At 71.5% G+C, this 22885-nt stretch carries 21 protein-coding genes; 16 read left to right on the top strand and 5 right to left on the bottom strand.

Translation table 11 applies throughout. The features are described from left to right. Positions 1–72 precede the first annotated feature (72 nt). The 10 genes from Acy02nite_RS18255 to Acy02nite_RS18210 all read left to right on the top strand — a co-directional run bounded on the left by Acy02nite_RS18255 (position 73) and on the right by Acy02nite_RS18210 (position 9755). A complete protein-coding gene (locus Acy02nite_RS18255; protein ID WP_203742124.1) occupies positions 73–336 on the top strand; it encodes a phosphoribosyl-ATP diphosphatase in 264 nt (87 codons plus the stop codon). Between the two features lie 42 nt (positions 337–378). Then, positions 379–1221, top strand: a complete 843-nt coding sequence (gene hisG, locus Acy02nite_RS18250; RefSeq protein ID WP_203742122.1) for an ATP phosphoribosyltransferase — start codon at positions 379–381, stop codon at positions 1219–1221. After that, positions 1221–1679: a PH domain-containing protein gene (locus Acy02nite_RS18245; RefSeq protein WP_203742120.1), complete on the top strand. Its 459-nt coding sequence runs from the start codon at positions 1221–1223 to the stop codon at positions 1677–1679. Before hisG ends, Acy02nite_RS18245 begins: the two co-directional genes overlap by 1 nt. Positions 1680–2140: 461 nt before the next feature. Beyond that, positions 2141–2755: a translation initiation factor IF-3 gene (infC, locus tag Acy02nite_RS18240; protein WP_203742118.1), complete on the top strand. Its 615-nt coding sequence runs from the start codon at positions 2141–2143 to the stop codon at positions 2753–2755. 55 nt (positions 2756–2810) lie between these two features. Continuing rightward, positions 2811–3005: a 50S ribosomal protein L35 gene (gene rpmI / locus Acy02nite_RS18235; protein ID WP_014693393.1), complete on the top strand. Its 195-nt coding sequence runs from the start codon at positions 2811–2813 to the stop codon at positions 3003–3005. A gap of 38 nt (positions 3006–3043) precedes the next feature. Next, positions 3044–3436 carry a 50S ribosomal protein L20 gene (gene rplT / locus Acy02nite_RS18230; RefSeq protein ID WP_203742117.1) on the top strand — a complete coding sequence of 131 codons (393 nt, stop codon included), beginning with the start codon at positions 3044–3046 and terminating at the stop codon, positions 3434–3436. Between the two features lie 143 nt (positions 3437–3579). After that, positions 3580–4353 (top strand): TrmH family RNA methyltransferase, encoded by a 774-nt coding sequence (locus tag Acy02nite_RS18225; RefSeq protein ID WP_203742116.1) that lies wholly within the window; start codon positions 3580–3582, stop codon positions 4351–4353. Between the two features lie 171 nt (positions 4354–4524). Next, the gene (locus tag Acy02nite_RS18220) at positions 4525–5586 is read left to right on the top strand and encodes a phenylalanine--tRNA ligase subunit alpha (protein ID WP_203742115.1); all 1062 of its coding nucleotides are present in this window, start codon (positions 4525–4527) and stop codon (positions 5584–5586) included. A gap of 4 nt (positions 5587–5590) precedes the next feature. Then, positions 5591–8059, top strand: coding sequence for a phenylalanine--tRNA ligase subunit beta (gene pheT / locus Acy02nite_RS18215; RefSeq protein WP_203742114.1), 2469 nt, complete (start codon positions 5591–5593; stop codon positions 8057–8059). A gap of 274 nt (positions 8060–8333) precedes the next feature. After that, positions 8334–9755, top strand: coding sequence for a DUF4419 domain-containing protein (locus tag Acy02nite_RS18210; RefSeq protein WP_203742113.1), 1422 nt, complete (start codon positions 8334–8336; stop codon positions 9753–9755). Here Acy02nite_RS18210 and Acy02nite_RS18205 read toward each other — a convergent pair. From Acy02nite_RS18205 to Acy02nite_RS18195, 3 genes are all read right to left on the bottom strand, one after another. Next, positions 9740–10483: a GNAT family N-acetyltransferase gene (locus Acy02nite_RS18205; RefSeq protein ID WP_203742112.1), complete on the bottom strand. Its 744-nt coding sequence runs from the start codon at positions 10481–10483 to the stop codon at positions 9740–9742. The genes Acy02nite_RS18210 and Acy02nite_RS18205 overlap by 16 nt on opposite strands. A 140-nt stretch (positions 10484–10623) precedes the next feature. Beyond that, positions 10624–11994 (bottom strand): M20/M25/M40 family metallo-hydrolase, encoded by a 1371-nt coding sequence (locus Acy02nite_RS18200; protein WP_203742110.1) that lies wholly within the window; start codon positions 11992–11994, stop codon positions 10624–10626. A 48-nt stretch (positions 11995–12042) separates the two neighbouring features. Beyond that, complete coding sequence (locus Acy02nite_RS18195) at positions 12043–12600, bottom strand: TetR/AcrR family transcriptional regulator (RefSeq protein ID WP_203742109.1); 558 nt, start codon at positions 12598–12600, stop codon at positions 12043–12045. Between the two features lie 92 nt (positions 12601–12692). On the opposite strand from Acy02nite_RS18195, the gene Acy02nite_RS18190 reads away from it, so the two are divergent. Beyond that, a complete protein-coding gene (locus Acy02nite_RS18190; protein WP_203742108.1) occupies positions 12693–14066 on the top strand; it encodes an FAD-dependent monooxygenase in 1374 nt (457 codons plus the stop codon). Positions 14067–14438: 372 nt separating this feature from the next. On the opposite strand, the gene Acy02nite_RS18185 is transcribed toward Acy02nite_RS18190, so the two are convergent. Beyond that, positions 14439–15125 carry a SanA/YdcF family protein gene (locus Acy02nite_RS18185; RefSeq protein WP_425548171.1) on the bottom strand — a complete coding sequence of 229 codons (687 nt, stop codon included), beginning with the start codon at positions 15123–15125 and terminating at the stop codon, positions 14439–14441. A gap of 99 nt (positions 15126–15224) precedes the next feature. Between Acy02nite_RS18185 and Acy02nite_RS18180 the strand changes: the two genes are divergently transcribed. Further along, on the top strand, positions 15225–15959 hold the full coding sequence (locus Acy02nite_RS18180) for a GNAT family N-acetyltransferase (protein ID WP_203742107.1): 735 nt from the start codon (positions 15225–15227) through the stop codon (positions 15957–15959). Positions 15960–16034: 75 nt separating this feature from the next. On the opposite strand, the gene Acy02nite_RS18175 is transcribed toward Acy02nite_RS18180, so the two are convergent. Next, positions 16035–18281, bottom strand: coding sequence for an exo-beta-d-1,3/1,6-glucosidase (locus tag Acy02nite_RS18175; RefSeq protein WP_203742106.1), 2247 nt, complete (start codon positions 18279–18281; stop codon positions 16035–16037). 220 nt (positions 18282–18501) lie between these two features. Here Acy02nite_RS18175 and egtA point away from each other — a divergent pair, with 220 nt between their 5' ends. The 4 genes from egtA to egtD are packed head-to-tail and all read left to right on the top strand — an operon-like array spanning position 18502 to position 22758. After that, positions 18502–19743 (top strand): ergothioneine biosynthesis glutamate--cysteine ligase EgtA, encoded by a 1242-nt coding sequence (gene egtA, locus Acy02nite_RS18170; RefSeq protein ID WP_203742105.1) that lies wholly within the window; start codon positions 18502–18504, stop codon positions 19741–19743. After that, a complete protein-coding gene (egtB, locus tag Acy02nite_RS18165) occupies positions 19743–21035 on the top strand; it encodes an ergothioneine biosynthesis protein EgtB (protein WP_203742528.1) in 1293 nt (430 codons plus the stop codon). Before egtA ends, egtB begins: the two co-directional genes overlap by 1 nt. Next, complete coding sequence (gene egtC, locus Acy02nite_RS18160; protein WP_203742104.1) at positions 21035–21775, top strand: ergothioneine biosynthesis protein EgtC; 741 nt, start codon at positions 21035–21037, stop codon at positions 21773–21775. The genes egtB and egtC overlap by 1 nt, the downstream gene beginning before the upstream one ends. Continuing rightward, positions 21772–22758: an L-histidine N(alpha)-methyltransferase gene (gene egtD / locus Acy02nite_RS18155; protein ID WP_203742103.1), complete on the top strand. Its 987-nt coding sequence runs from the start codon at positions 21772–21774 to the stop codon at positions 22756–22758. The genes egtC and egtD overlap by 4 nt, the downstream gene beginning before the upstream one ends. Positions 22759–22885: the final 127 nt, after the last annotated feature.

Below are 22885 nucleotides of genomic sequence, written 5' to 3'. Positions count from 1 at the left end.
GAGCTTAAAAGACGTCCCACGGGCTGGGGCCGTTCGTAGTCGGACCGTAATGAGCTGCAACAATCGTTCCCCGTGAAGACGTTCGAAGAACTGTTCGCCGAGTTGCAGCGCAAGGCGGCGGAACAGACCCCCGGTTCGGGCACGGTCGCCGCGCTCGAACGTGGAGTCCACTTCATCGGGAAGAAGGTCGTCGAGGAGGCGGCCGAGTCCTGGATGGCCGCCGAGCACGAGGGCCCGGAACGAGCCGCCGAGGAGATCTCGCAGCTCTTCTACCAGGCACAGGTCCTGATGATCGCCACCGGTCTCGAGCTGAAGGACGTTTACCGACATCTCTGACGTGCGCCCCTGACCCGTCCGTGAGAACGAAGGAGCACGTCAATGCTGCGCATCGCCATTCCCAACAAGGGCAACCTCTCCGCGCCGGCCTCGCAGATGCTGAAGGACGCCGGTTACCGTCAGCGCACCGACCTCAAGGACCTGGTCTGTCGTGACGAAGCCAACAACGTCGAGTTCTTCTACCTCAGGCCCCGGGACATCGCGACGTACGTCGGCTCGGGTGACCTGGATCTCGGTATTACCGGCCGGGACCTGCTGATCGACTCCGGGGTCCCGGCCACGGAACTGCTCGACCTGAACTTCTCCGGCGCCACGTTCCGCTGGGCCGCCCCGGCCGGGACGATGACGTCGGTGGACCAGATCGGCGGCAAGCGGATCGCCACCGCGTTCCCGGGCCTGGTCGGTGGCTACCTGAAGGAGCACGACCTGAAGGCGGAGGTGGTCCGCCTCGACGGCGCGGTGGAGAACGCCGTCCGCCTCGGCGTCGCCGACCTGATCGCCGACGTCGTGGAGACCGGCGCGACGCTGCGCCAGGCCGGCCTGGTTACGCTCGGCGAGCCGTTGATGCGCTCGTCGGCCGTCCTGATCGGGCGTCAGGTCGAGCCGCCGGCCGGCAGTGCGCAGCTGCTGCGCCGGCTCAACGGCGTGCTGGTGGCCCGCAACTTCGTGATGCTCGCCTACGACGTCCGCGCCGACCTCCTGGAGCAGTCCACCGCCCTGACCCCGGGCATCGAGTCGCCGACCGTCTCCCCGCTGCACCGCGAGGGCTGGGTTGCCGTCGAGGCGATGGTCCAGCGCAGCCAGGTGCACAGGGTGATGGACGAGCTGTACGACCTCGGCGCGCGTGCCATCCTGGTGACGGATATCGCGAATTGCAGGTTGTGATGGCTGACATGGTCTTTCGTCCGCAGCGGATCCGCTGGGTCGCCGGCTCGCTGGCGGCCAGCGTGGTCGTGCTCTTCACCGTGCTGAGCTTCGGGCTGCACGGTCAGGCCGGTTTCGAGAACGCCGGCCAGCCCGGCTCGGGCAGCTTCCAGCGCGGTGACCAGGCCGCGATGATCGGTCTGGGCGTGCTGATCGGGCTGGGCATCCTGGCGTTCTGCCGGCCACGTGTGGTCGCCGACGACCAGGGCGTGCACGTACGCAACGTGGTTGGTGGCTACGACCTGCCGTGGACCGTGGTGCGTGCCGTCCGGTTCGACCGGAACTCGCCGTGGGCGCAGCTGGAGCTGCTCGACGACGAGCAGGTGTCGATCCACGCTCTGCAGGCGGTCGACAAGGACTACGCGGTGGACGGCGTCCGTACCCTCCGGGCCCTGCATTCGGCCTCGCAAGAAGCCTGACACCAGGCTCGGCATCAGGGTTGATGCGGAGCCTGGTAAGGTAGCGGGTAGTCGACCACGCCGTGCTTTGCCTCTTGATCGTGAGAGGGTCTCTTGATCGTGAGAGGGTCTCTTGATCGTGAGAGGGTCTCTTGATCGTGAGAGGGCGAAGCGCGACGCGAAAGAGGAGCCCGCTGGTTCCCACCCGAGTCACCGACGTGGCTGGGTCCGGTCATCCGAGCAGGGAATTCTCCCTGTCCGGGGCACGTTCCTCGTTGGGACGTCGATGACCGGTCGAGCGGGCCTTGGCATGCGCGTCTGAGTTTGTTCAAACCAGCGCGCGGCTGAGGCCTTCTGCTTTCCCGGCCGTTCCGCATGTCAGCGGAGCGGTGATTCGGGGCCGACCGACATTGACAGCGCCCGGCCTCTTCCGGCCGGGTGAGGATTGCAACTGAGGAGGCCCCATCAGCGTCGAACCACGCGTGAACGAACAGATCCGGGCGCGAGAGGTCCGTCTGGTCGGTCCGGAGGGTGAGCAGGTCGGCATCGTGCCGGTCGAGCGCGCGCTCCAGCTGGCCGCGGATGTCGATCTGGACCTGGTCGAGGTTGCTCCGATGGCCCGGCCGCCGGTGTGCAAGCTCATGGACTTCGGCAAGTTCAAGTACGAGAGCGCACTGAAGGCCCGCGAAGCGCGGCGCAACCAGCAGCAGACCGTCATCAAGGAAATGAAGCTTCGGCCGAAGATCGACCCGCACGACTACGAGACCAAGAAGGGTCACGTGGTGCGGTTCCTCAAGGCGGGCGACAAGGTCAAGGTGACGATCATGTTCCGCGGTCGTGAGCAGAGCCGCCCCGAGCTGGGGTTCCGGCTGCTCCGCCGGCTCAGCGAGGAGATCTCTGAGCTCGGCTTCGTGGAGGCCAGTCCGAAGCAGGACGGCCGAAACATGATCATGGTGCTGGCGCCGCACCGGGCCACGAAGGCCGCGGCGGTCGCCGCCACCGCGGCTGGAGCCAAGCCTGTCCGTGAGCCGCGCGAGGGCGACGGCACCGAGGTTCCGTCGGCCGAACCCGCCGACAGCACAGCAGCAGCAGAGTAGTCAGCTTTTCCCCACGGCCCCGGTCGTGGGGAAAGATCAGAAAGAGGCGTTCTAAGTGCCGAAGATGAAGAGCCACACCGGCATGGGTAAGCGGGTGAAGGTCACCGGCAAGGGCAAGATCGTGCGTGAGCTGACCGGCAAGCGCCACCTGCTCGAGCACAAGTCCTCCCACGTCACCCGCCGGATGACCGGCACTGTCGTGGTGGCCAAGGTCGACGTCCCGCGAGTGAAGAAGCTTCTGGGCCGCTGACGCGCGCCTGACACGTTCCCCTGTAAGGAGTACTTGAAATGGCACGCGTCAAGCGGGCGGTAAACGCCCAGAAGAAGCGCCGCACCCTGCTCGAGACCGCGAGCGGCTACCGCGGTCAGCGCTCCCGCCTGTACCGCAAGGCCAAGGAGCAGGTGCTGCACTCGATGCAGTACGCGTACCGCGACCGCCGTGACCGCAAGGGCGACTTCCGCCAGCTGTGGATCACGCGCATCAACGCGGCGGCCCGGTCCAACGGCATGACCTACAACCGCCTCATCCAGGGTCTGAAGCTGGCTGAGGTCGAGGTCGACCGGAAGATCCTGGCCGACCTGGCGGTCAACGACGCGGCGGCGTTCGCTGCCATCGTCGAGGTCGCCCGCGCTGCTGTCGCGGCCGAGGGCACCGGCGGCGCGGCCGCTCAGGCTGCCTGATCTCGCGCAAGCGAAGGAACGCCCCCCGAGCGATCGGGGGGCGTTTTCCGTTCCTGACGTCCTCCGCGGCACGCCCAGCGGGTCGCGGAGCCGAAGCGGCACGCCCAGCGGGTCGCGGAGCCGACACGAAACCTCCGGAGCACATGTTCACACCGCGTACCCCCAGAATCGTCGCCGCCCGGCGTCTGCAGCGCCGCCGCGACCGTGATCAGGCCGGCCGCTTCCTCGCCGAGGGGCCGCAGGCGGTCCGTGAGGCGCTCGCCGCCGGCGTCGTGCTGGAGCTCTTCGGCACCCCGGCCGGGCTCGACCGGCACGCCGAGCTCACCGCGCAGGCGCCCGAGGTGTCCCCGGTCACCGAGGAGGCCCTGGAGGCGCTCGCCGAGACGGTCAGCCCGCAGGGCCTGGTCGCGCTCTGCGAGCAGGTGAACGTGCCGATCGCCGAGGCGCTGGCGAAGTCGCCGAAGCTGGTCGCGGTGGTCGCCGAGATCCGCGACCCGGGCAACGCCGGCACGATTCTGCGCACCGCGGACGCGGCCGGCGCGGGGGCGGTGATCTTCGCGGGGGACGCCGTGGATCCGTACAACGGGAAATGTGTTCGTGCCTCGGCGGGCTCGCTCTTCCACGTCGACGTGGTCCGTGCCCCGCTGGATGTGCTGGACCTGCTCCAGGACTCCGGCCTGCAGGTGCTGGCGACCAGTGGCACCGGGTCGGACGACGTGGACTCGCTGCTCGACGGCGGTCTGCTGAGCGCCCCGACGGCGTGGCTGTTCGGCTCCGAGGCGCACGGACTCTCCGACGGCCTGCTGCAGAAGGCCGATCGGCGGGTACGGGTGCCGATCTACGGCGGCGCGGAAAGCCTGAACCTGGCCGCCGCGGCCGCGGTCTGCCTGTATGCGAGTGCTCGCGCCCAACGCTGAGAGGTAGACTGGCCGCCATGTCAGGTCCGAGGGAACTGTTTATCCGGCCCGCTGGTCGCGGGCGCCGGATCTGACCCATCTGCGCGACTCCTTGTGACCGGCGGGCTGCGGCTCAGCCGTGCCTCCGTACACTGCCCGATGGCAATCCGGTGTGAGGGAGTTCGCCCAGTCATGTCCTACCGCAACGATCCGTATGATCCGAAGCAGGCCGTCCTGCTGTCGCCGGAGTCGCTCGAAGCTGCCGTCGCCGATGCGGAGAAGGCGTTCGCCCAGGCCGCGGACCTCGACGCGCTCGTCGCGCTGAAGCCCGCGCACCTCGGCGACCGCTCGCCGGTGTCGCTGGCCCGCCGGGAGATCGGCTCCCTGCCGCCGGCGGCGAAGTCCGACGCCGGCAAGCGCGTCAACATCGCCCGCCAGGCCGTGCAGGGCGCCTACGACGCCCGCCAGGCCGAGCTCGAGGCGGACCGCGCCGCCCGCGTCCTGGTCGAGGAGCGGGTCGACGTCACCCTGCCGTGGAACCGCCGGCCACGCGGCGCGCGTCACCCGCTGACCACCCTGATGGACCACATGGGCGACCTGTTCGTCGGCATGGGTTACGACATCGTCGACGGTCCCCAGCTGGAGCTGGAGTGGGCCAACTTCGACGCGCTGAACATCGGGCCGGACAATCCGGTCCGCGGCGCCTCCGACACGTTCTTCGTGGACGTGCCCGGCCTGGTCATGCGCACCCACACGTCGCCCGGCCAGGTGCGCACCATGCTCAGCCGCAAGCCGCCGATCCGGGTCGTCAGCCCCGGCCGCGCCTACCGGACCGACGAGCTGGACGCCACGCACACCCCGGTCTTCCACCAGATCGAGGGCCTGGTCATCGACGAGGGCATCACGATGGCCCACCTGCGCGGCACCCTCGACCACTTCGCCAAGGCGATGTTCGGGCCGGACGCGCGGACCCGCTGGCGCCCGCACTACTTCCCGTTCACCGAGCCCTCCGCGGAGTTCGACGTCTGGTTCGCGCAGCACCGCGACGGCCCGCGCTGGGTCGAGTGGGGCGGCTGCGGCATGGTCAACCCGCGGGTGCTCACCGCCTGCGGGATCGACCCGGCGACGTACTCCGGGTTCGCCTTCGGCATGGGTGTCGAGCGGACCCTGATGTTCCGCAACGGCGTCAGCGACATGCACGACATGGTCGAGGGTGACGTGCGGTTCACCACGAACTTCGGAATGGAGTCCTGAAGCGATGAAGACGTCACTGTCGTGGCTGCGCGAGTACGTGGCGCTGCCCGCTGACCTCACCGCCGAGCGGCTCGACCAGGCGCTGACCAACCTCGGCATGGAGGTCGAGTCGATCGTCGACCAGGCCGCCACCATCCAGGGTGACCTGGTCGTCGGCCGGGTGCTGACCATCGAGGAGCTGACCGGGTTCAAGAAGCCGATCCGGTTCTGCACCGTCGACGTCGGGCGCGAGGCGCCGCAGGAGATCGTCTGCGGCGCGCGCAACTTCGCCGAGGGCGACCTCGTCGTGGTCATCCTGCCCGGCGGCGAGCTGCCCGGCGGGTTCAAGATCGGCGCCCGCAAGACGTACGGGCGCAACTCCAACGGCATGATCTGCTCCGCCCGTGAGCTGGGCATCTCCGACGAGCACGAGGGCATCATCGTGCTGCCCGCGCAGGCCGGCGCCCCGGGCGTCGACGCGCGTCCGGTGGTCGGGCTCGACGATGTCCTGGTCGAGGTCGAGATCACCCCGGACCGGGGGTACGAGATGAGCGTCCGCGGCATCGCCCGCGAGCTGGCCACGCACTTCGGGGTGTCCTACACCGACCCGGCGGCCATCGAGCACAAGAAGGGCACGGCCGACGTGCCGTACGCGGTGACCGTCGAGGACACCGTCGGCTGTGACCGGTTCTCCGCCCGGGTCGTGCGCGGCATCGACCCCGCGGCGAAGTCCCCGGAGTGGATGCAGCGCCGCCTCCTGCAGGCCGGCATCCGCACCATCTCGCTGCCCGTCGACATCACCAACTACCTGATGCTCGAGCTCGGCCAGCCGATGCACGTCTTCGACCTCCAGCGGATCAGCGGTGGCCTGGTCGTGCGCCGTGCCCACCCGGGGGAGAAGCTGACCACCCTGGACGGTGTCGCGCGTGTGCTCGACGCCGAGGACATGGTGATCTGCGACGAGACCGGGCCGATCTCGCTGGCCGCGGTCATGGGCGGCGAGACCAGCGAGTGGCAGCAGGGCACCGTCGACGTGCTCCTCGAGGCCGCCCACTGGGACCCGGTGATGGTGGGGCGCACCGCCCGCCGGCACAAGCTGTTCAGCGAGGCGGCGAAGCGCTGGGAGCGGGGCGTCGACCCGCAGCTGACCCTCGCCTCGCTGGAGCGCGCGGTCGCCATCCTGACCGAGCACGCCGGCGGGACCCCCGACGAGCGGGTCCTGGACCTCGACCACGTGGCGCCGCCGGCCGCGATCCACCTGCCGGCCGACCTGCCGTCCCGGATCATCGGCCTGCCCTACGCCCAGGACCGGATCGCCGAGCTGCTCACCGCTGTCGGCTGCACGGTCGCCGGCAGTGACGTCGTCCCGCCGAGCTGGCGGCCCGACCTGCTCACCCCGATCGACCTGGTCGAGGAGGTGGCGCGGCTCGGTGGCTACAACGACATCCCGAGCGTGCTCCCGCCCACCGGCGCCAGCAACGGCCTCACCCCGGCCCAGCGCCGCCGCCGGTCGGTCGGGCGTGCGCTGGCCGAGAACGGCTACGTCGAGGTGCTGTCCTACCCGTTCGTCGCGCCCGGCTCGGCGGACCAGCTCGGGCTGCCCGACGGCGACCCGCGGCGCAGTGCGGTGCGGCTCACCAACCCGCTCTCCGAGGAGGAGCCGCTGCTGCGCACGAGCCTGATCGGCCCGCTGCTCGGCACGCTCAAGCGCAACCTGGGCCGTGGCCACCGCGACGTCGCCCTCTTCGAGACCGGGACGGTGTTCCTGCCGCACCTGGCCGAGACCGCGCCGCCGGTGCTGGGCGTCGACCGGCGCCCCACCGACGAGGAGTGGGCGCAGGCCAACACGATCGTCCCCGAGCAGCCGTGGCACCTCGCCGCGGTCCTGTCCGGCGACGTCGAGCCGGCCGGCTGGTGGGGCCAGGGCCGTGCCGCGACCTGGGCGGACGCGATCGAGGCCGCCCGCGTCGCGATCAGCGCCGCCGGGGTTCCGGACGCCCGCGTCACGGTCCGCGCGGCCGAGCAGGCCCCGTGGCACCCGGGCCGGTGCGCCGCGATCGTCGTCGACGGCACTGTCGTCGGCCACGCCGGCGAACTGCACCCGGCCGTCGTCTCCACGCTGGAGCTCCCGAAGCGCACCAGCGCCATGGAGCTCGACCTGGACGCCCTCCCGGACGCCCAGGTCGTCGACGCGGTCCACATCTCCACGTTCCCGCCGGCCCTGATCGACGTGGCCCTGGTCCTCGACGCCACGGTCCCGGCCGAGGAGGTCCGCACGGCCCTCGCCGAAGGCGCCGGCTCGCTGCTGGAGTCGGTCGCGCTCTTCGATGTCTACGAGTCCGCGCAGGTAGGGGAGGGGAAGCGGTCGCTGGCCTACAAGCTGACGTTCCGTGCCCCCGACCGCACGCTCACCTCCGAGGAGACCATCGCCGCCCGCGACGCCGCGGTCACGCTGGCTTCCTCCCGCTTCGGTGCCACGCTGCGCGGCGCCTGATCCGCTCGACACCGGGAAGGCCCGCGGCTCCATGCCGCGGGCTTTTCGTTTCCCGTACGTCGTCCGTGCGCGCCCGCCCAGCCCCCTGCGCGAGCCCCGCTGAACTCACGCAATCCCGCGGCTCCCGGTCCGGGCTGGCTCTCATGGGCGCTATGAGGCACGAATAGCGCCCATGAGAGCCAGCCCGGACCGTGCGTCCCGCTGGGGTCCGAGGCGTGCCAGGCTCCGTGGCCAGGGCTGCGCCACTCGTGGTCAGGCTGCCACCATGTGTCCGATGATCACTTTCCCGGTCGATGCCGTCACCCCCGCCACGGGTCTCCTGCCCACGCGCTCGCTCGCCGGGCTGCACGAGGACGCCCTGTGGACCGGCGGAGATCCGGACCTGCGCGTGCTGAAGCCCACCGGCATCCATCCGCTGCTCGGCGCGGTGACGCGGGCGTTCTCGGACCACCGGCCGCTGACCCTGTCCCCGGACGTGGTCTGGCTGACCGTGCTGCAGGGCGTCGCCCGGCACCTGCGCGTGCACGCCGACCGACTCCGTGATCGTCTGGTCGGCCATCGGGGTCGTGAACTGCTCACCGTCGTCATCTCCGGCGCGCCGGACTGGCCCGAGGTGGTGGCCGCGTTCGAGGCGAAGCTTCCGGACAGCTTCGGCGAAGTCTTCACCGTCGGCTTCTCGACCAGTTCCGCCGTCGATCGGATGGCCGGACGGGTGGTGCTGATGGACGCCTGGTCGTCGTACTTCGCCTACCGCGTGGTGACACTCTGCGGCATCCCGTCGATCACCCTGACCGGCACGGTCGAGGACTGGACCGTGATCCGGGAGCGGGTGGACCGGCTCGCCGCGATGGATCTCGGCCTGGAGAAGTGGTGCCGTTCGCTGGCCCCGATCGCCGATCACTTCGTGCGGGCGTCCAGGGGCGACGCGGACCGGTCCTTCTGGCAGCGGATCCTCAAGTTGCGCAGTGCGTCCGGAGGCGACCGGGCACCCGGCTGGATCACCCGCCTCTATCCGTATCTGGGCGACGAGGACGAGCCCAATCCGCTGCTCGACCTCCCGATCGACGACATGACGGGCCCGGGGATCGTGACCCTCGATGTGCCGGCCACCCTGTCCCGGGTGAAGGTGGCCTACGAGAATCGGGTCACCGGTCAGACGAGCCTGTTGGCCCTGAATGCCGGGGTGGTTGCGGTTGCGCAGGAGAGCGACGGCTCGCTACGGCCGGTCGTGGGCTGTCATCTCACCCGCGGTGTCCCCGAGTTGGACGAGATGCTCAACCGGGTCGGGCGCGAGGGCCGGATGGGCGCCCCGGCGGAGTTCCTGCCGTGGGTCGACTCCGCGGACCTGAACGCGTTGTACCGGCGATTCGCGTCGGGGACCCTGTTCGACGGCGCCTGGCGACTGCGCGGGTTCGTCGACCTGGCTGATCTCGGCAACGGCACCGGAGGTGAGTGGTGGGCTTCGCCGATCTTCGACCTCGGTGACGACCGGTTCGTGTCCGTGGCCGGCGAGTTCGGCAGCGAGCGCCGGTACTGGTTCGTCGCGCGCTGGCAGGGCCGGCTGATGCTGGACGACCCCGCCGAGGTCCGGGTCTGCGCGACCTCATTGGCCGCCCTGCTGGAGGGCGCACTGGACAACGGCGGGGACGTCACTCAGCTGGACAGCGGTTCGCTGGCCGACTACTTGGCGATATAGAGGCGCTGGCCGGCGGGGCGGAAGCCGACCCGCTCGTAGACTCGCCAGGAGTCCTCGCCGGATGCCTCCAGCCAGGCCACGTCACCGCCGGCCGCGAACAATCGTGACGTGATCGCGGCGGTGATCGCGCCGGCCAGGCCGCGCCGGCGGAACTGGGGGCGGACGGCGATGCCGGCGACCTCGCTGAGCCCTTCGGCGGGCGCGACAGCGGTGCCGCCGCCGGCGTACTGCCCGTCCGCCGTCCGGGCGGCGATCAGCACCGCGCCCGCCGAGCGGTTGCGCCGGTACCGGTCGACGTCCGCCGCGGTGGCGCTGAACCCGCCGCCGAACGCCTCGTTCTGTGCGGAGATCATTCCGGCGAACTCGTCGTCGGTCGTCGGCTCGAAGAGCGCGAAGCCCTCCGGGGCCGGTGGGACGGCGAGGGTCGACGGCGTGCAGATCAGGTACTCGGTGCGGGACTCGACGGTGAAACCCTCGTCGAGCAGCAGCTTCTCCAGCTCGGGAGCGCAGCTGACGACGTACTCCAAGCGGGGTTTGCGAGCACCGAACGCCTGGACCAGTCCGCTGACGTCTCTCGCGGTGATCTCGATGCCGGGGACCGGCGTCGCGTAGTTGATGTGGGGACTGTCGGTGCTCAGGTCCAGCCCGAGCACGAACGGCCCGGAGACGACCGGGTTCGGCCGGTTACGCAGGTTGGCGACGACAGAGCGCTGAATGCGCAGATCCATGGTGGGATGACCCTTCCGAGGGCTCACGAACGAAAGAGGGAAGCAGGAAGCCACTGGTGGGCACCGGGGCAGTCATTGGCTTCACTCTTTCGAGCACTCGGGGATCACGCGCGGGGTGTACGGATCTCGACGCGAATCTATCAGGACGACGGCTTCGGCGCTGCCGCGGGACTGCGGTGTCCGGAAGTGTCCACCGCCCGTACGCCGAATTGCACGTTGTCCTTGGAAACGTCGACGGTGGCCGTCGCGACCTTGCCGACGGTCACGGCGTGGGTCCAGTCGGGCGCGGTCGTCTCCCGCCAGACCACCTCGTAGCCGGCCAGGTCGGGCTCGGTGCCGAGGGTCCAGCGCAGTGTCGTCGCGTTGGTGAGCAGGGTGGTGTCGATGACGACGTTCTTCGGCGTGCCGGGGGCGTTCGCGAGGGTCCACAGCGTGGCCGCGTTCACGCGCGCGACGCGGGCGATGTAGCCGAAGTCGCAGAACTCGACGAGGTCGCCGAACTGCACGCCGTCGACGACCCTGACGTCCTGGTGCTCGTGGTCGAAGTTCTCCCGCGGCTCGGTGAAACGCCCCGCCGGGTAGCCCCTGAGCAGGAACGACACGTGGTCGCTGCCGCGCAGGTAGCGGTCGCGCCGCCAGACGACGCGCACGTCCATGCCGGTGTGCGGGTTCGCCGCGACCTCGCTCACGTGCCGCCCGAGCTGCCGGGACGCGCCGTCGTTCTCCCCGCCGACGCTGCGCCGGGCGTTCCCCTCGGCCGTGGTCTCCGCGGTGGGCACGCCCTCGACGAAGAGCCGGACGGTGTGCGGCGCGGGACGGCTGCCGTCGTGGGCGTCACCGGTCCCCACGATGTCGTTGCTGAACATGCCCTGGATGTCCGCCCCGGCGTCCTTGTAGGCCTGGGCCAGGTGGTCGGAGCCGTAAAGTCCCTGCTCCTCACCAGCGACCGCGGCGAGGACCAGGGTCGCCTCCGGCTCTCGCCGGGCCAGGACGCGGGCCAGCTCGAGGACGACGGCCACCCCGGAGGCGTCGTCGTCAGCGCCCGGGGCGTCGCTGGTGAAGTCGAGGACGTCGGTGGCGCGCGAGTCGTAGTGGCCGGTGACGACGTAGATCCGCTCCGGGGTGACGCTGCCGCGCAGGGTCGCGATCACGTTGGTGATCACGGTGGGCGTGGGGACGCGCGGGGAGACCGGCTGGACGAACGACTGCAGCTCGACGGTCATCCGGCCTTGCGAGGCTTCGGCGTACGTCCGGAATTGTTCATGGATCCAGTCGCGAGCCGCACCGATGCCGCGCGCCGGGTCGTCCTGCGCGGAGAGGGTGTGCCGGGTCCCGAAGGCGGCCAGCCGGCGTACCGTCGCCTCGATCCTCTTCTCGTCGATCTCCCGCAGCACGGCCCGTAGCCCGGCGTCGGGCGGACGCCGTCGCGGGCCTGCCGCCTGCGCGGCTTGTGCCGGGGTGAGCAGGGGCGCCGCCACCGCGGCGGACAGGAGCACACGCCGTCTCGTCATGCGTGCCACTCTCGTCCACCCCGGCCGAGATGTCCATGCTCATCGATGTCACACGCTGTCGTGCAGGTAGCGCTGCACGGTCGGGCCGAGCCAGGCGATCGCCGCGTCCCGGTCCAGGTCGACGACCGGGGGCAGGCGCAGCACGAAGCGGCACAGCGCGAAGCCGAGGATCTGCGTGGCGATGAGCCCGGCCCGGGTCGCGGCCGAGGCCGGGTCGGGCGCGAGCCGGGCGGCGAGCGGGCCCACCTGGGCGGCGAAGATCTCCCGCATCCGCTCGGCGGCGGCCTCGTGGGTGACCCCGGAGCGCAGCAGCGCGAGCAGTTTCTCGTCGCCGGCCCAGCGGTCCAGGAAGTGCGCCACCATCGCGGCGCCCCAGCCCTCCGGCGGCACCCCGTCGAGGTCGGGCAGGCGCAGATCGAACTCGGCGGCGGCCGCGAACAGCTTCTCCTTGTTCCCGTAGTAGCGCATGACCAGGGACGGGTCGATGCTCGCGTCGGCGGCGATGGCCCGGATGGTGGCCCGCTCGAAGCCGTCGGCGGCGAACCGTTCCCGGGCGGCGGTCAGGATCGCGGCGCGGGTGGCGTCGGAGCGGCGTGGTGCTGTCATGTCCCCATCATGCCAACAAGCGTTGACACCCGCCATGGCTGCTCCTACTGTTGTCAACAAGTGTTGGCCAACAACTGTTGACAGGAGAGGTCATGCACACCACCGTGGCGATCGTCGGAGCCGGCCCGACCGGCCTGCTGCTGGCCGGGGACCTGGCCCGAGCCGGGATCGACGTGACCGTTTTCGAGCGTCGGTCCGAGACGTCCAACCTGACCCGGGCGTTCGGCGTCCACGCCCGCACCCTCGAGGTGCTCGACGCCCGCGGCCTGGCCGACGAGCTGATCGCGACCGGGGCCGAGATCTCGCGGCTGCGCCTGTTCGACCGGATCCGGGTCGACCTCGTCTCCCTGCCGAGCCGGTTCCCGTTCCTGCTGATCACCCCGCAGTACAACGTCGAGCGACTGCTGGAGGAGCGTGCGCTGAAGGCCGGCGCGCGGTTCGTCCGCGGCGCCGAGGTGACCGGGGTGACCGGCGATTCCCTGATCTTCGCTGACCGCGTCGTCACGGCGGACTGGATCGTCGGCGCCGACGGGGTGCACAGCGCCGTCCGTCAGGCGGCCGGGCTGCCCTTCCCCGGCCGGTCCGTGCTCACGTCGATCATGCTCGCCGACGTGCGCCTGGCCACCCCGCCGGCCGACGTGCTCGCCGTCAACGCGGTCGGGGACGCCTTCGCGTTCGTCGCCCCGTTCGGCGACGGCTGGCACCGGATCTTCGCCTGGGACCGTCGTCACCAGGTCAGCGATCAGGAACCGGTCACCCTCGACGAGATCCGCGAGGTCACGCTACGTGCGCTCGGCACCGACTTCGGCATCACGGAGAGTCGCTGGATGTCGCGTTTCCACAGCGACGAGCGGCAGGCCCCGTCGTACCGCGCGGGCCGGATCCTCCTCGCCGGCGACGCCGCGCACGTCCACTCGCCGGCCGGCGGCCAGGGCATGAACACCGGCCTGCAGGACGCCGCGAACCTCTCGTGGAAACTCGCCGCCACGATCCAGGGCTGGGCGCCGGCCGGGCTGCTCGACTCCTACCAGGCCGAACGCCACCCGGTCGGCAGGATGGTCCTGCGCAGCAGCGGCGCGATCATCCGGCTCGCGATGATCCGCTCGGCGGGTGGGCGCTTCGCGCGGGACACGGCCGGGTCCGCGCTCATGTCCCTGCCGCCCGTGATGCACAAGGCCGCGGGCATCCTCTCCGGCGTCGGCATCGACTACCCGGGCGCGCCGCGCGCGGCAGATCTGACCCTGCGTGATGGCACTCGTCTCTACGAGGCGCTCCGTTCCGGCCGGCACGTCCTGATCGCGGAGGATCAGACCCTTCCCGCGTACGAGGATCGCCTGCGCATCGCCGCGCCGGGAACTCCCTCGGGGGTGGCCGCGCTGATCCGCCCCGACGGTCACGTCGCCTGGGAGGGGCCCGCCGCTGACGCCCCGGCCGCCGTCCGCCGTCACCTGGGCCCCGTGTCCTGACCGCCGCCTATCGAGGCCGGGTGTCCGCCTTTGATCATGTGCTACGTGCTGCGGGTGCCGATTGCGGTCGCGCGCCTGCTCGGGCTGCCGGGCTGGTGCTGACGGGTGCTATCAGCCCGGGAAGCACCCGTGAGTGCCAGCTCGGGCTGTCCGGCTGGTGTTGGCGGGTGTGATGGAGCGCTGAAGCACCCGTGGGCACCAGCCGAGCGGGGTGACCGGCGGCGGGGGTGTGGGTGGCGGCCGGGCGGTGACCGGCGGCGGCGTTGCGTGGTGAGCGCAGTGACCGGCAGGGTGTGGGCGGTGACCGGCGGGGTGTGGGCGGTGACCGGCGGCGGGCGTTGCCCGAGCGGGGTGACTTGCAGCGGGGGCAGGTCAGCCGTTTGCTACGGCGGTCTCCACCGCCGTTTCGTGCGGGCCAAGAAAGACCGGGTCGCGGTGGATGCTCACGTCCCAGACGGCCTTGACCGCCGCCGCCCACTCGCGTACCCGCCCCCGCGCCCACAACGGCCGGTAGGCCCGGGCGGTGTCGTCACCGACCCCGGTGCTCTCGATGCCCAGGGTGCGGCAGAGGGCCACCGCCCGCGGGACGTGGAAGGACTGGGTGACGACGATGGCCTGGCGCACCCCGAAGATCCGGTGGGCGCGGGCGCACGAGTCGTAGGTGTCGAATCCCGCGTGATCCATCACGATCCGGTCCGCCGGGACTCCGCGGGCGACCAGGTAGACCATCATCGCGCCGGGTTCGTCGTAGGACCAGGCGGCGTGATCGCCGGAGACCAGGATCGCCTTGACCTTGCCGGCCCGGTAGAGGTCCCGGGCGAGGTCCAGCCGCGCGGCCAGGAACGCGGACGGCTCGCCGTCGGGATTGACCTGCGCACCGAGGACCAGGGCGACCGGTGCCGAGGGCACCTCGGCCGCCGGGTGGAGCTGCCCGGCCGATTCCCGCAGGACCCAGAGGTTGCCGGCCGCCACGGTGATCATGGCGAGCGCGGCGCCGAGGCCGGCGAGGACGATCAGGCGGCGGAGGAACCGGGACCGGGCGACAGGGACCTTTGGCACGCGGCCCACTCTGGCAGGTCCCGGCGAAGCGACACCTCCCGGATCCGCGCCAAGCCTCCCGGGGCGAACGTCGTCACTCCGGCAAGGCACCATGGGCGCGTGGTTCAACAAGATCCTTTTGTACGGTGGGCCGCCGCCGCGGAGAACGCCAGAATCTTCCGGCATCCCGCCGCGACGGTCGTTGCCTGCGCGGGCCTCGCCCACTGGGATCGCCTGGTGATGAGTGGCGACCCGGATGCGCTGGCCGCCCTGGTTCGCGAGGCCATTCCCGAGGTGGGTACGACGTTCCGCCCGTTCGGTCCGGAGGATCTCGTCGCCGCGGTCGTCGCCCGCGTCCCCGAGTTGGAGCTCAGCGCCCGCTTCGCCTGGATGGAGATCACCGAGCCGGTCGGCGGGCAGGTCGGGAACGGTCCCCGATGGCTGGGTGAGGACGAATGGCCCGAGGTGACGGCTCTGCTCGACGAGTCGTTCCCGGACTCGTACGCCCGGCCCGGTCAGCCGCGCGTCCACCGCTGGGCGGGCGTACGGGACTCCGCCGGGCGGCTGCTCGCCGTGGCCGCCGACGCCTGGTCCACCGACGAGATCGGTTTCCTGGCCGGCGTGACGACCCGCCCCGACGCCCGGGGCCGGGGGCTGGCCGCCACGCTGTGCACGTTCGCCGCCGACGAGCTGCTGGCCGGTCGCGAACGGGTCGCTCTGCTGGCGGACTACTCGAATGTGGCGGCCGTGGCGACGTACCGCAAACTGGGTTTCGATCTTCGCCGAGTCGCCGCGGCGCGCCAGATTTCCCGGCCCGATGGATCGCGGCGTGCCGCCCGGGACGCACCGCGCTGACAATGCGCCCGGAGCGGTGCGAGGCCGGCGGCCGGGAGCCGCCCGGCGAGATGCCGCCGGGCGGTCCGAGGCAGGTCAGCTCAGCCGGAACTTCGCCGACTGCAGGGCGGACGGGCGCGAGTTCGGCCCGACCAGCAGCTCGAAGTCGCCGGCCTCGACGACCCGCTGCCCGTCCGCGGTGACCAGCGTGCAGTCCGCCGCCGGGATCTCGATCTCCACCGTCACGCTCTCGCCGGGCGGCACGGTCACCTGCCGGTACGCCTTCAGCTCCCGGTGCGCCCAGGTCACGCTGGTGACCAGGTCGCTCACGTAGGCCTGGACGGTTTCCAGCGCCGGCCGGGTCCCGGTGTTCGAGAGCCGCACGGTCGCCCGCACGGTCCCGTCGACCGGCACGTCCGGCTCCCCGATGGCGAGCCCGTCGTAGACGACGGTCGTGTAGCTGAGCCCTTCGCCGAACGCGAACAGCGGGTCCTGCGTCAGGTCCGCGTAGCGCGTCCCGTGCTGGCCGCGCAGCTGGTTGTAGTAGATCGGCTGCTGCCCGACGTGCCGGGCGGCCGAGACCGGCATGCGCCCGCTCGGCTCGATCAGCCCGAACAGCAGCTCGGCGAGCGCCTGGCCGCCGCGCATGCCGGGGTTGAAGGCCTGGACGATCGCGGCCGCGCCGAGCGCGGACGGGGGCAGGGACAGCGGCTTGGAGTTCACCAGCACGACGATGGTGGGCGTGCCCGTTGCGGCGACCGCGTCGAGCAGCGCGATCTGCCCGCCGATCAGCTCCAGCGTGGCGGTCGAGCAGCCCTCACCGGCCAGGTTGACGGTGTCGCCGACCACCACGACCGCGTAGTCGGCGCCAGCCGCGAGGCGGGCCGCCGCGGCGATCCGCTCCGGGTCGGCCGGCGCGGGCTCGGAGATCCACGGGCGGGGCTGCCCGTCCGGGAACGTCTCGCCTTCCGGGTCCGGCACCAGGTGCTCGACGTCGGCGCCGCGCTCGTGCACGACCTCCCAGCCGGCCGGGACCGTGGCCCGGATGCCGTCCAGCACGGTCGTGGTCAGCTCGCGCGGGTGCCCGTCCGGCATCCAGGTGACCTGGCCGGAGTTGCCGGCCCAGTCGCCGAGCTGCGCGGAGACGTCGTCGGCGTTCGGGCCGAGCACCGCGATCCGGCGGGTGGCGGCCGTGGCGTCCAGCGGCAGCGTCCCGTCGTTGCGGAGCAGGACCAGTGAGCGCCGGGCCACTTCGAGGTTCAGCTCGGTGTGCTCGGCGCGGCCGATGACCTCGCGCTGGCGGTCGGCGTCCGGCGTCCGCGGGTTCTCGAAGAGACCGAGCTCGAACTTCAGGCGCAGGATCCGCCGTACGGCGGAGTCGATGTCCTCCTCGGTGAGCAGGCCCCGCTGGATCGCCTCCTGCGCGCCCTCGAAGAACCCCGGGGTCGTCATGACCAGGTCGTTGCCGGCTTTGACGGCGACCGCGGCGGCCTCCGCGTAGTCGGCGCACACCTTCTGCTCCCAGACCATCCGGCCGACGTTGTCCCAGTCGGTCACGAGCGTGCCGGTGAAGCCCCACTCGCCCTTGAGCACGTCGTTGAGCAGCCATTTGTTGGCCGTGATCGGCACGCCGTCCATCGACTGGTAGCCGAGCATGAAGATCCGGCAGCCCTCCTTGGCGGCCCGCTCGAACGGCGGCAGGAACCACGACCGCAACTTCCGGCGGCTGATGTCGGCCTCGGTGGCGTCGCGGCCGCCGAGCGTCTCCGAATACCCCGCGAAGTGCTTGGCGGTGGCCAGGATGCCGGTCGGGTCGGCCAGGCCGGTGCCCTGGTAGCCGCGGATCATGGCCGCGCCCAGGTCGCTGATCAGCAGCGGGTCCTCGCCGAAGGTCTCGCCGACCCGGCCCCACCGCAGATCCCGTGTGATGCACAACACAGGCGAGAAGGTCTGGTGGATGCCGGTCGCGGAAGCCTCCACCGCGGTCACCCGTGCGACCCGTTCCAGCAGGTCAGGGTCCCAGGAAGCGGCCATGCCGAGTTGGGTGGGGAAGATCGTGGCGCCCGGCCAGAACGAGTGGCCGTGGATGCAGTCCTCCGCCGTGAGGAGCGGAATTTTCAGCCTGGTACGGCTCAGGAGCTCACTCGCCTCGATCAGCTTGGCCGGCGAGGTGTGCAGGATCGACCCGGCGAGCTTGTCCTGGATGATCTCGGCCAGGTCCCCGCGGGCGTCCAGCTGCAGCATCTGCCCCACCTTCTCGGGCAGCGTCATGCGGCTGAGCAGGTCGTCGACGCGCTGCTCCACGCGCAGGGCGGGGTCGAGATAGGGGAAGTCGGCGGGCACGCGGGCCTCCGGTCGTCGTGACCGCGAAGCACGGTCTGTGAAACACGAACGTCACGGAGTCTTCCAGCCCGGAACCGGTTCCGGCACCCCACCCCGGTTCCGGAACTTTTAGACCCGGTGGACGAGACGTGAAACACCGGGAAACCGTGCCGGCCCCAGCGGCGGATCGGCGTCGATCCGGGTAATGTCCGGAGAGGTTCCTGCGGATCGGAGTTTTTCGATGACTCTACGTAATCATCCGGGGGGAAGTGTGAGCAAGAGCGACACGGTGCTGAACGGCGCCGCGGCGGCGATCGAGCACATCGAGGGCATCTGCTTCAAGACCGGCCCGCCCCGATGGATCGGCGCCGAACTGGAATGGACCACCCACCGCGCCGGTGACCCGGCCGCGTACCTGCGGCCCGAGGAGCTGAGCGCCGCCCTCGGCGGGCACGCGCCCGCCAGCCTCGGGAATCCGGAGCCCCGGCCACTGCCCGCCGGTGGCACGGTCACCGTCGAGCCCGGCGGCCAGGTCGAGATCTCGTCCGCTCCGGCGGAGTCGCTGACCGCCCTGCACGCCGCCGTCACCGCCGATCACGCCAGCCTCGCCGATCTGCTCGGCCGCAGCGGGATCGCGCTGGGCGAGCACGGCATCGACCCGCACCGGGCGCCCCGCCGCATCCTCGACACCCCGCGGTACGCGGCGATGGAGCGTGCCTTCGACCAGCACGGCCGGAACATGATGGGCAGCACCGCCGGCCTTCAGGTCTGCCTGGACGCGGGGGAGCCCGGCGCGGTCGCGGCCCGCTGGGCGGCGCTGCACGAGTTCGGGCCGCCGCTGGTGGCCCTCTTCGCGAACTCGCGCCGGCACGCCGGCCGGGACACCGGCTGGGCCTCCGCCCGGATGGCCGCGTGGCACGGCATCGATCCCCGGCGCACCGCCCCGGCGCACAGCGGCGGCCCCGACCCGGCGAAGGACTGGTCGGGGTACGCGCTGGACGCCCCGCTGCTCTGCGTGCGCCGCGACGGTGACGTCTGGGACGCCCCGCCCGGGTTCACCTTCGCCGACTGGCTCGCCGGCAGCGGGCCGATCGGGCGGCCGCCCACCGTGGCCGACCTGGACTATCACCTCAACACCCTGTTCCCGCCGGTGCGGCCCCGCGGTTACCTGGAGGTCCGCTACCTGGACACCCAGCCGGGCGAGCAGTGGATCGCGCCGGTCGCGGTCGTCGCGACGCTGATGGCGGACGACGCGATCACCGGGCAGGCGCGGGAGATCGCCGCCCCGGCCGCCGGTCGCTGGGAGGAAGCGGCGCGGGAGGGGCTCGGCGATCCCGTGGTGCGGGCGGCCGCGACCGGGCTCGCGGAGCTGGCCTGCCGGCACATCGAGCGGACAGGGCTGGCAGAGCCCGTACGGGAAAAGGTCTTGGCCGGGATCCTCCGGCGGCTGCGAACGAGAACCGGCGTGGAGGCAAGCGCGTGATGACGACCCCTGACAAGAACGCGATCGCGGCGGAGCTGACCCGGAGCCGGGCACGCACCGCCCTGCTCACCGACGCAGTCGGCGAGGACGACCTGACCCGGCAGCACTCCCCGCTGATGTCGCCGCTGGTCTGGGACCTGGCGCACGTCGGCAACCAGGAGGAGCTGTGGCTGGTCCGGGACGTCGGCGGCCGGGAGCCGGTCCGGCAGGACATCGACCATCTCTACGACGCGTTCAAGCACGCCCGCAGCGACCGGCCGGCGCTGCCGCTGCTCGATCCGGCCGAGGCCCGGCGGTACCTCGCGCAGGTCCGCGACAAGGCGCTCGACGTGCTGGACCGGGTGCGGCTGGACGAGCGGCCGCTGCTCGCCGGCGGGTTCGCGTTCGGGATGATCGTGCAGCACGAGCAGCAGCACGACGAGACCATGCTCGCGACGCATCAGCTGCGCGCCGGCGGGCCGGTGCTCTCCGCGCCACCGCCCCCGCCCGGCAACCGCCGGGTGCGCGGCGAGGTGCTGATCCCCGCCGGGCCGTTCACGATGGGCACCGACACCGACCCGTGGGCGCTGGACAACGAGCGGCCGGCCCATGTTGTCGACGTGCCGGCCTTCCTGATCGACGCCGCGCCGGTGACCAACCTCGACTACCTGGCCTTCATCGACGCCGAGGGTTACGACGACCCGCGCTGGTGGTCGCCGCGGGGCTGGGCACACCGCAACGAGGCGGGCCTGACCGCGCCGATGCACTGGTTCCGGGAGGGCGCCGACTGGCACTACCGCCGTTTCGGCCGCGTCGAGCCGGTCCGCAAGGACGAGCCGGTCGTGCACGTCGGTTACTTCGAGGCCGAGGCGTACGCGACGTGGGCCGGGAAACGACTGCCCACCGAGGTGGAGTGGGAGAAGGCGGCCCGCTGGGACCCGGAGACCGGACGCTCCCGCCGCTACCCGTGGGGTGACGACCCGCCCGGCCCCGAGCACGCCAACCTGGGACAGCGGCACCTCGCGCCCGCGCCGGTCGGGGCGTACCCGGCGGGCGCGTCGCCGCTCGGCGTGCACCAGCTGATCGGCGACGTCTGGGAGTGGACGTCGTCGGACTGGCACGGATATCCGGGGTTCTGCGTGTTCCCGTACGCGGAGTACTCCGAGGTGTTCTTCGGCGGCGACTACAAGGTGCTGCGCGGCGGCTCGTTCGGCACCGACGCGGCGGCCGTCCGCGGGACGTTCCGCAACTGGGACCATCCGATCCGGCGGCAGATCTTCAGCGGCTTCCGCTGCGCCCGGTCCCTCGCCTGATGTGCCGTCACCTGGCCTACCTGGGTCCGCCCGTGCCGCTGTCGTCGCTGCTCTTCGACCCGGAGCACGGGCTGGCCCACCAGGCGTGGGCGCCGCGGGACATGCGCGGCGGCGGGACGATCAACGCCGACGGCTTCGGGGTCGGCTGGTTCCCGCCCGGCTCCGATCAGCCCATCCGTTACCGGTCGGCGATGCCGATCTGGAGTGATGCGGCGCTGCCCGCGCTGGCGGCCGCGACGACGTCGGGGGCGATCCTGGCCGCGGTCCGTTCGGCGACGGCCGGCATGCCGGTGGTCGAGACCGCTGCCGCCCCTTTCCGGCACGACCGCTGGCTGTTCAGCCACAACGGCGTCGTGCGCGGCTTCCCGGGTGCGCTCGCCGGGCCGGCCGCCGCGCTGCCGGTCGAAGATCTGCTGACCCTGGACGCTCCGACCGACTCGGCGGCCTTGTTCGCGCTCGTCCGGCATCGGCTGCGCGCGGGCAAGAGCGCCGAGGACGCGATCGGCTCGCTGGTCGGCGACATCTCCGGGATCTCGCCCACCTCGCGCCTGAACCTGCTGCTCACCGACGGCGAGCGCATCGTGGCGACCACGGCCGGCCACTCGCTGTCGATCCGGGTGCTGCCCGGCTCGGTCCTGATCGCCTCCGAACCGCTCGACGACCATCCCGCCTGGCGGCCGGTGCCCGACCGGCATCTGCTGACCGCCACCGGATCCGACGTGACCATGGGAGAACTGTGACCTCGCTGGAGAAGCACCTCGACGAGCGTGACCTGGCCCGATCGCTGCGCGCCGACGTGCGCGACGGGCTCACCGCCACCCCGAAGAGGCTGCCGCCGAAGTGGTTCTACGACGCCCGGGGCAGCCGGCTCTTCGAGGACATCACCCGGCTGCCGGAGTACTACCCGACCCGGACCGAACGAGCGATCCTCGCGTCCTCAGCGGCGGAGATCGCCCGGCTCACCGACGCCAAGACCCTGGTGGAGCTCGGTTCCGGCTCGTCGGAGAAGACCCGGCTGCTGCTCGACGCGATGCTGCGCCAGGGCACGCTCGGCTCGTTCGTCCCGCTCGACGTGTCCGAATCCGCCCTGCGCGAGGCGGTCGACGCGCTGGGCGTCGCCTACCCCGGCCTGGCGATCACCGGCGTGGTCGGCGACATGACCCGCCACCTGCGGCAGCTGCCCGACGGGGACAACCGGGTGGTGGCGTTCCTGGGCGGGACGATCGGCAACCTGGTCCCGTCCGAACGCGCCGCGTTCCTCGGCGACCTGCGCTCGGCGCTGCACCCGGGGGAGTGGCTGCTGCTCGGCGCCGACCTGGTCAAGGACCCCGGGACGCTGGTGCCCGCCTACGACGACGCGGCCGGGGTGACCGCCGAGTTCAACAAGAACGTGCTGCGCGTGATCAACCGGGAGCTGCGGGCCGATTTCGATCCGTCGGCGTTCGAGCACGTCGCGGTCTGGGACCCGGAGCGGGAGTGGATCGAGATGCGGCTGCGCTCGGGGCGGGACCAGGTCGTACACGTGAAGGACCTTGATCTTGACGTGGCCTTCGCCGAGGGTGAGGAGATGCGGACCGAGATCTCCGCGAAGTTCCGCCGGGCCGGGCTGACCGCGGAACTCGCCGCGTCGGGCTTCGCCCTGCGGCACTGGTGGTCCGACCCGCAGGACTGGTTCGGCCTCGCTCTGGCCCAGGCCGAGACGATTCCGCGCGTACGGCCGTGAGCCGCCCGTGACCACCCGCGTGCCCGTGCGAACTCGCGCGAGGCCCGCCGCGGGCCGGGCTCGAACCGCGGCTCACCGTCTCCGGCTGGTCCTCATGGACGTTATGAGGCACGAATAACGTCCATGA

Source organism: Actinoplanes cyaneus (genome assembly GCF_016862095.1).
Classification (GTDB): domain Bacteria; phylum Actinomycetota; class Actinomycetes; order Mycobacteriales; family Micromonosporaceae; genus Actinoplanes; species Actinoplanes cyaneus.
This window is presented reverse-complemented; position numbering and strand designations above follow the sequence as displayed.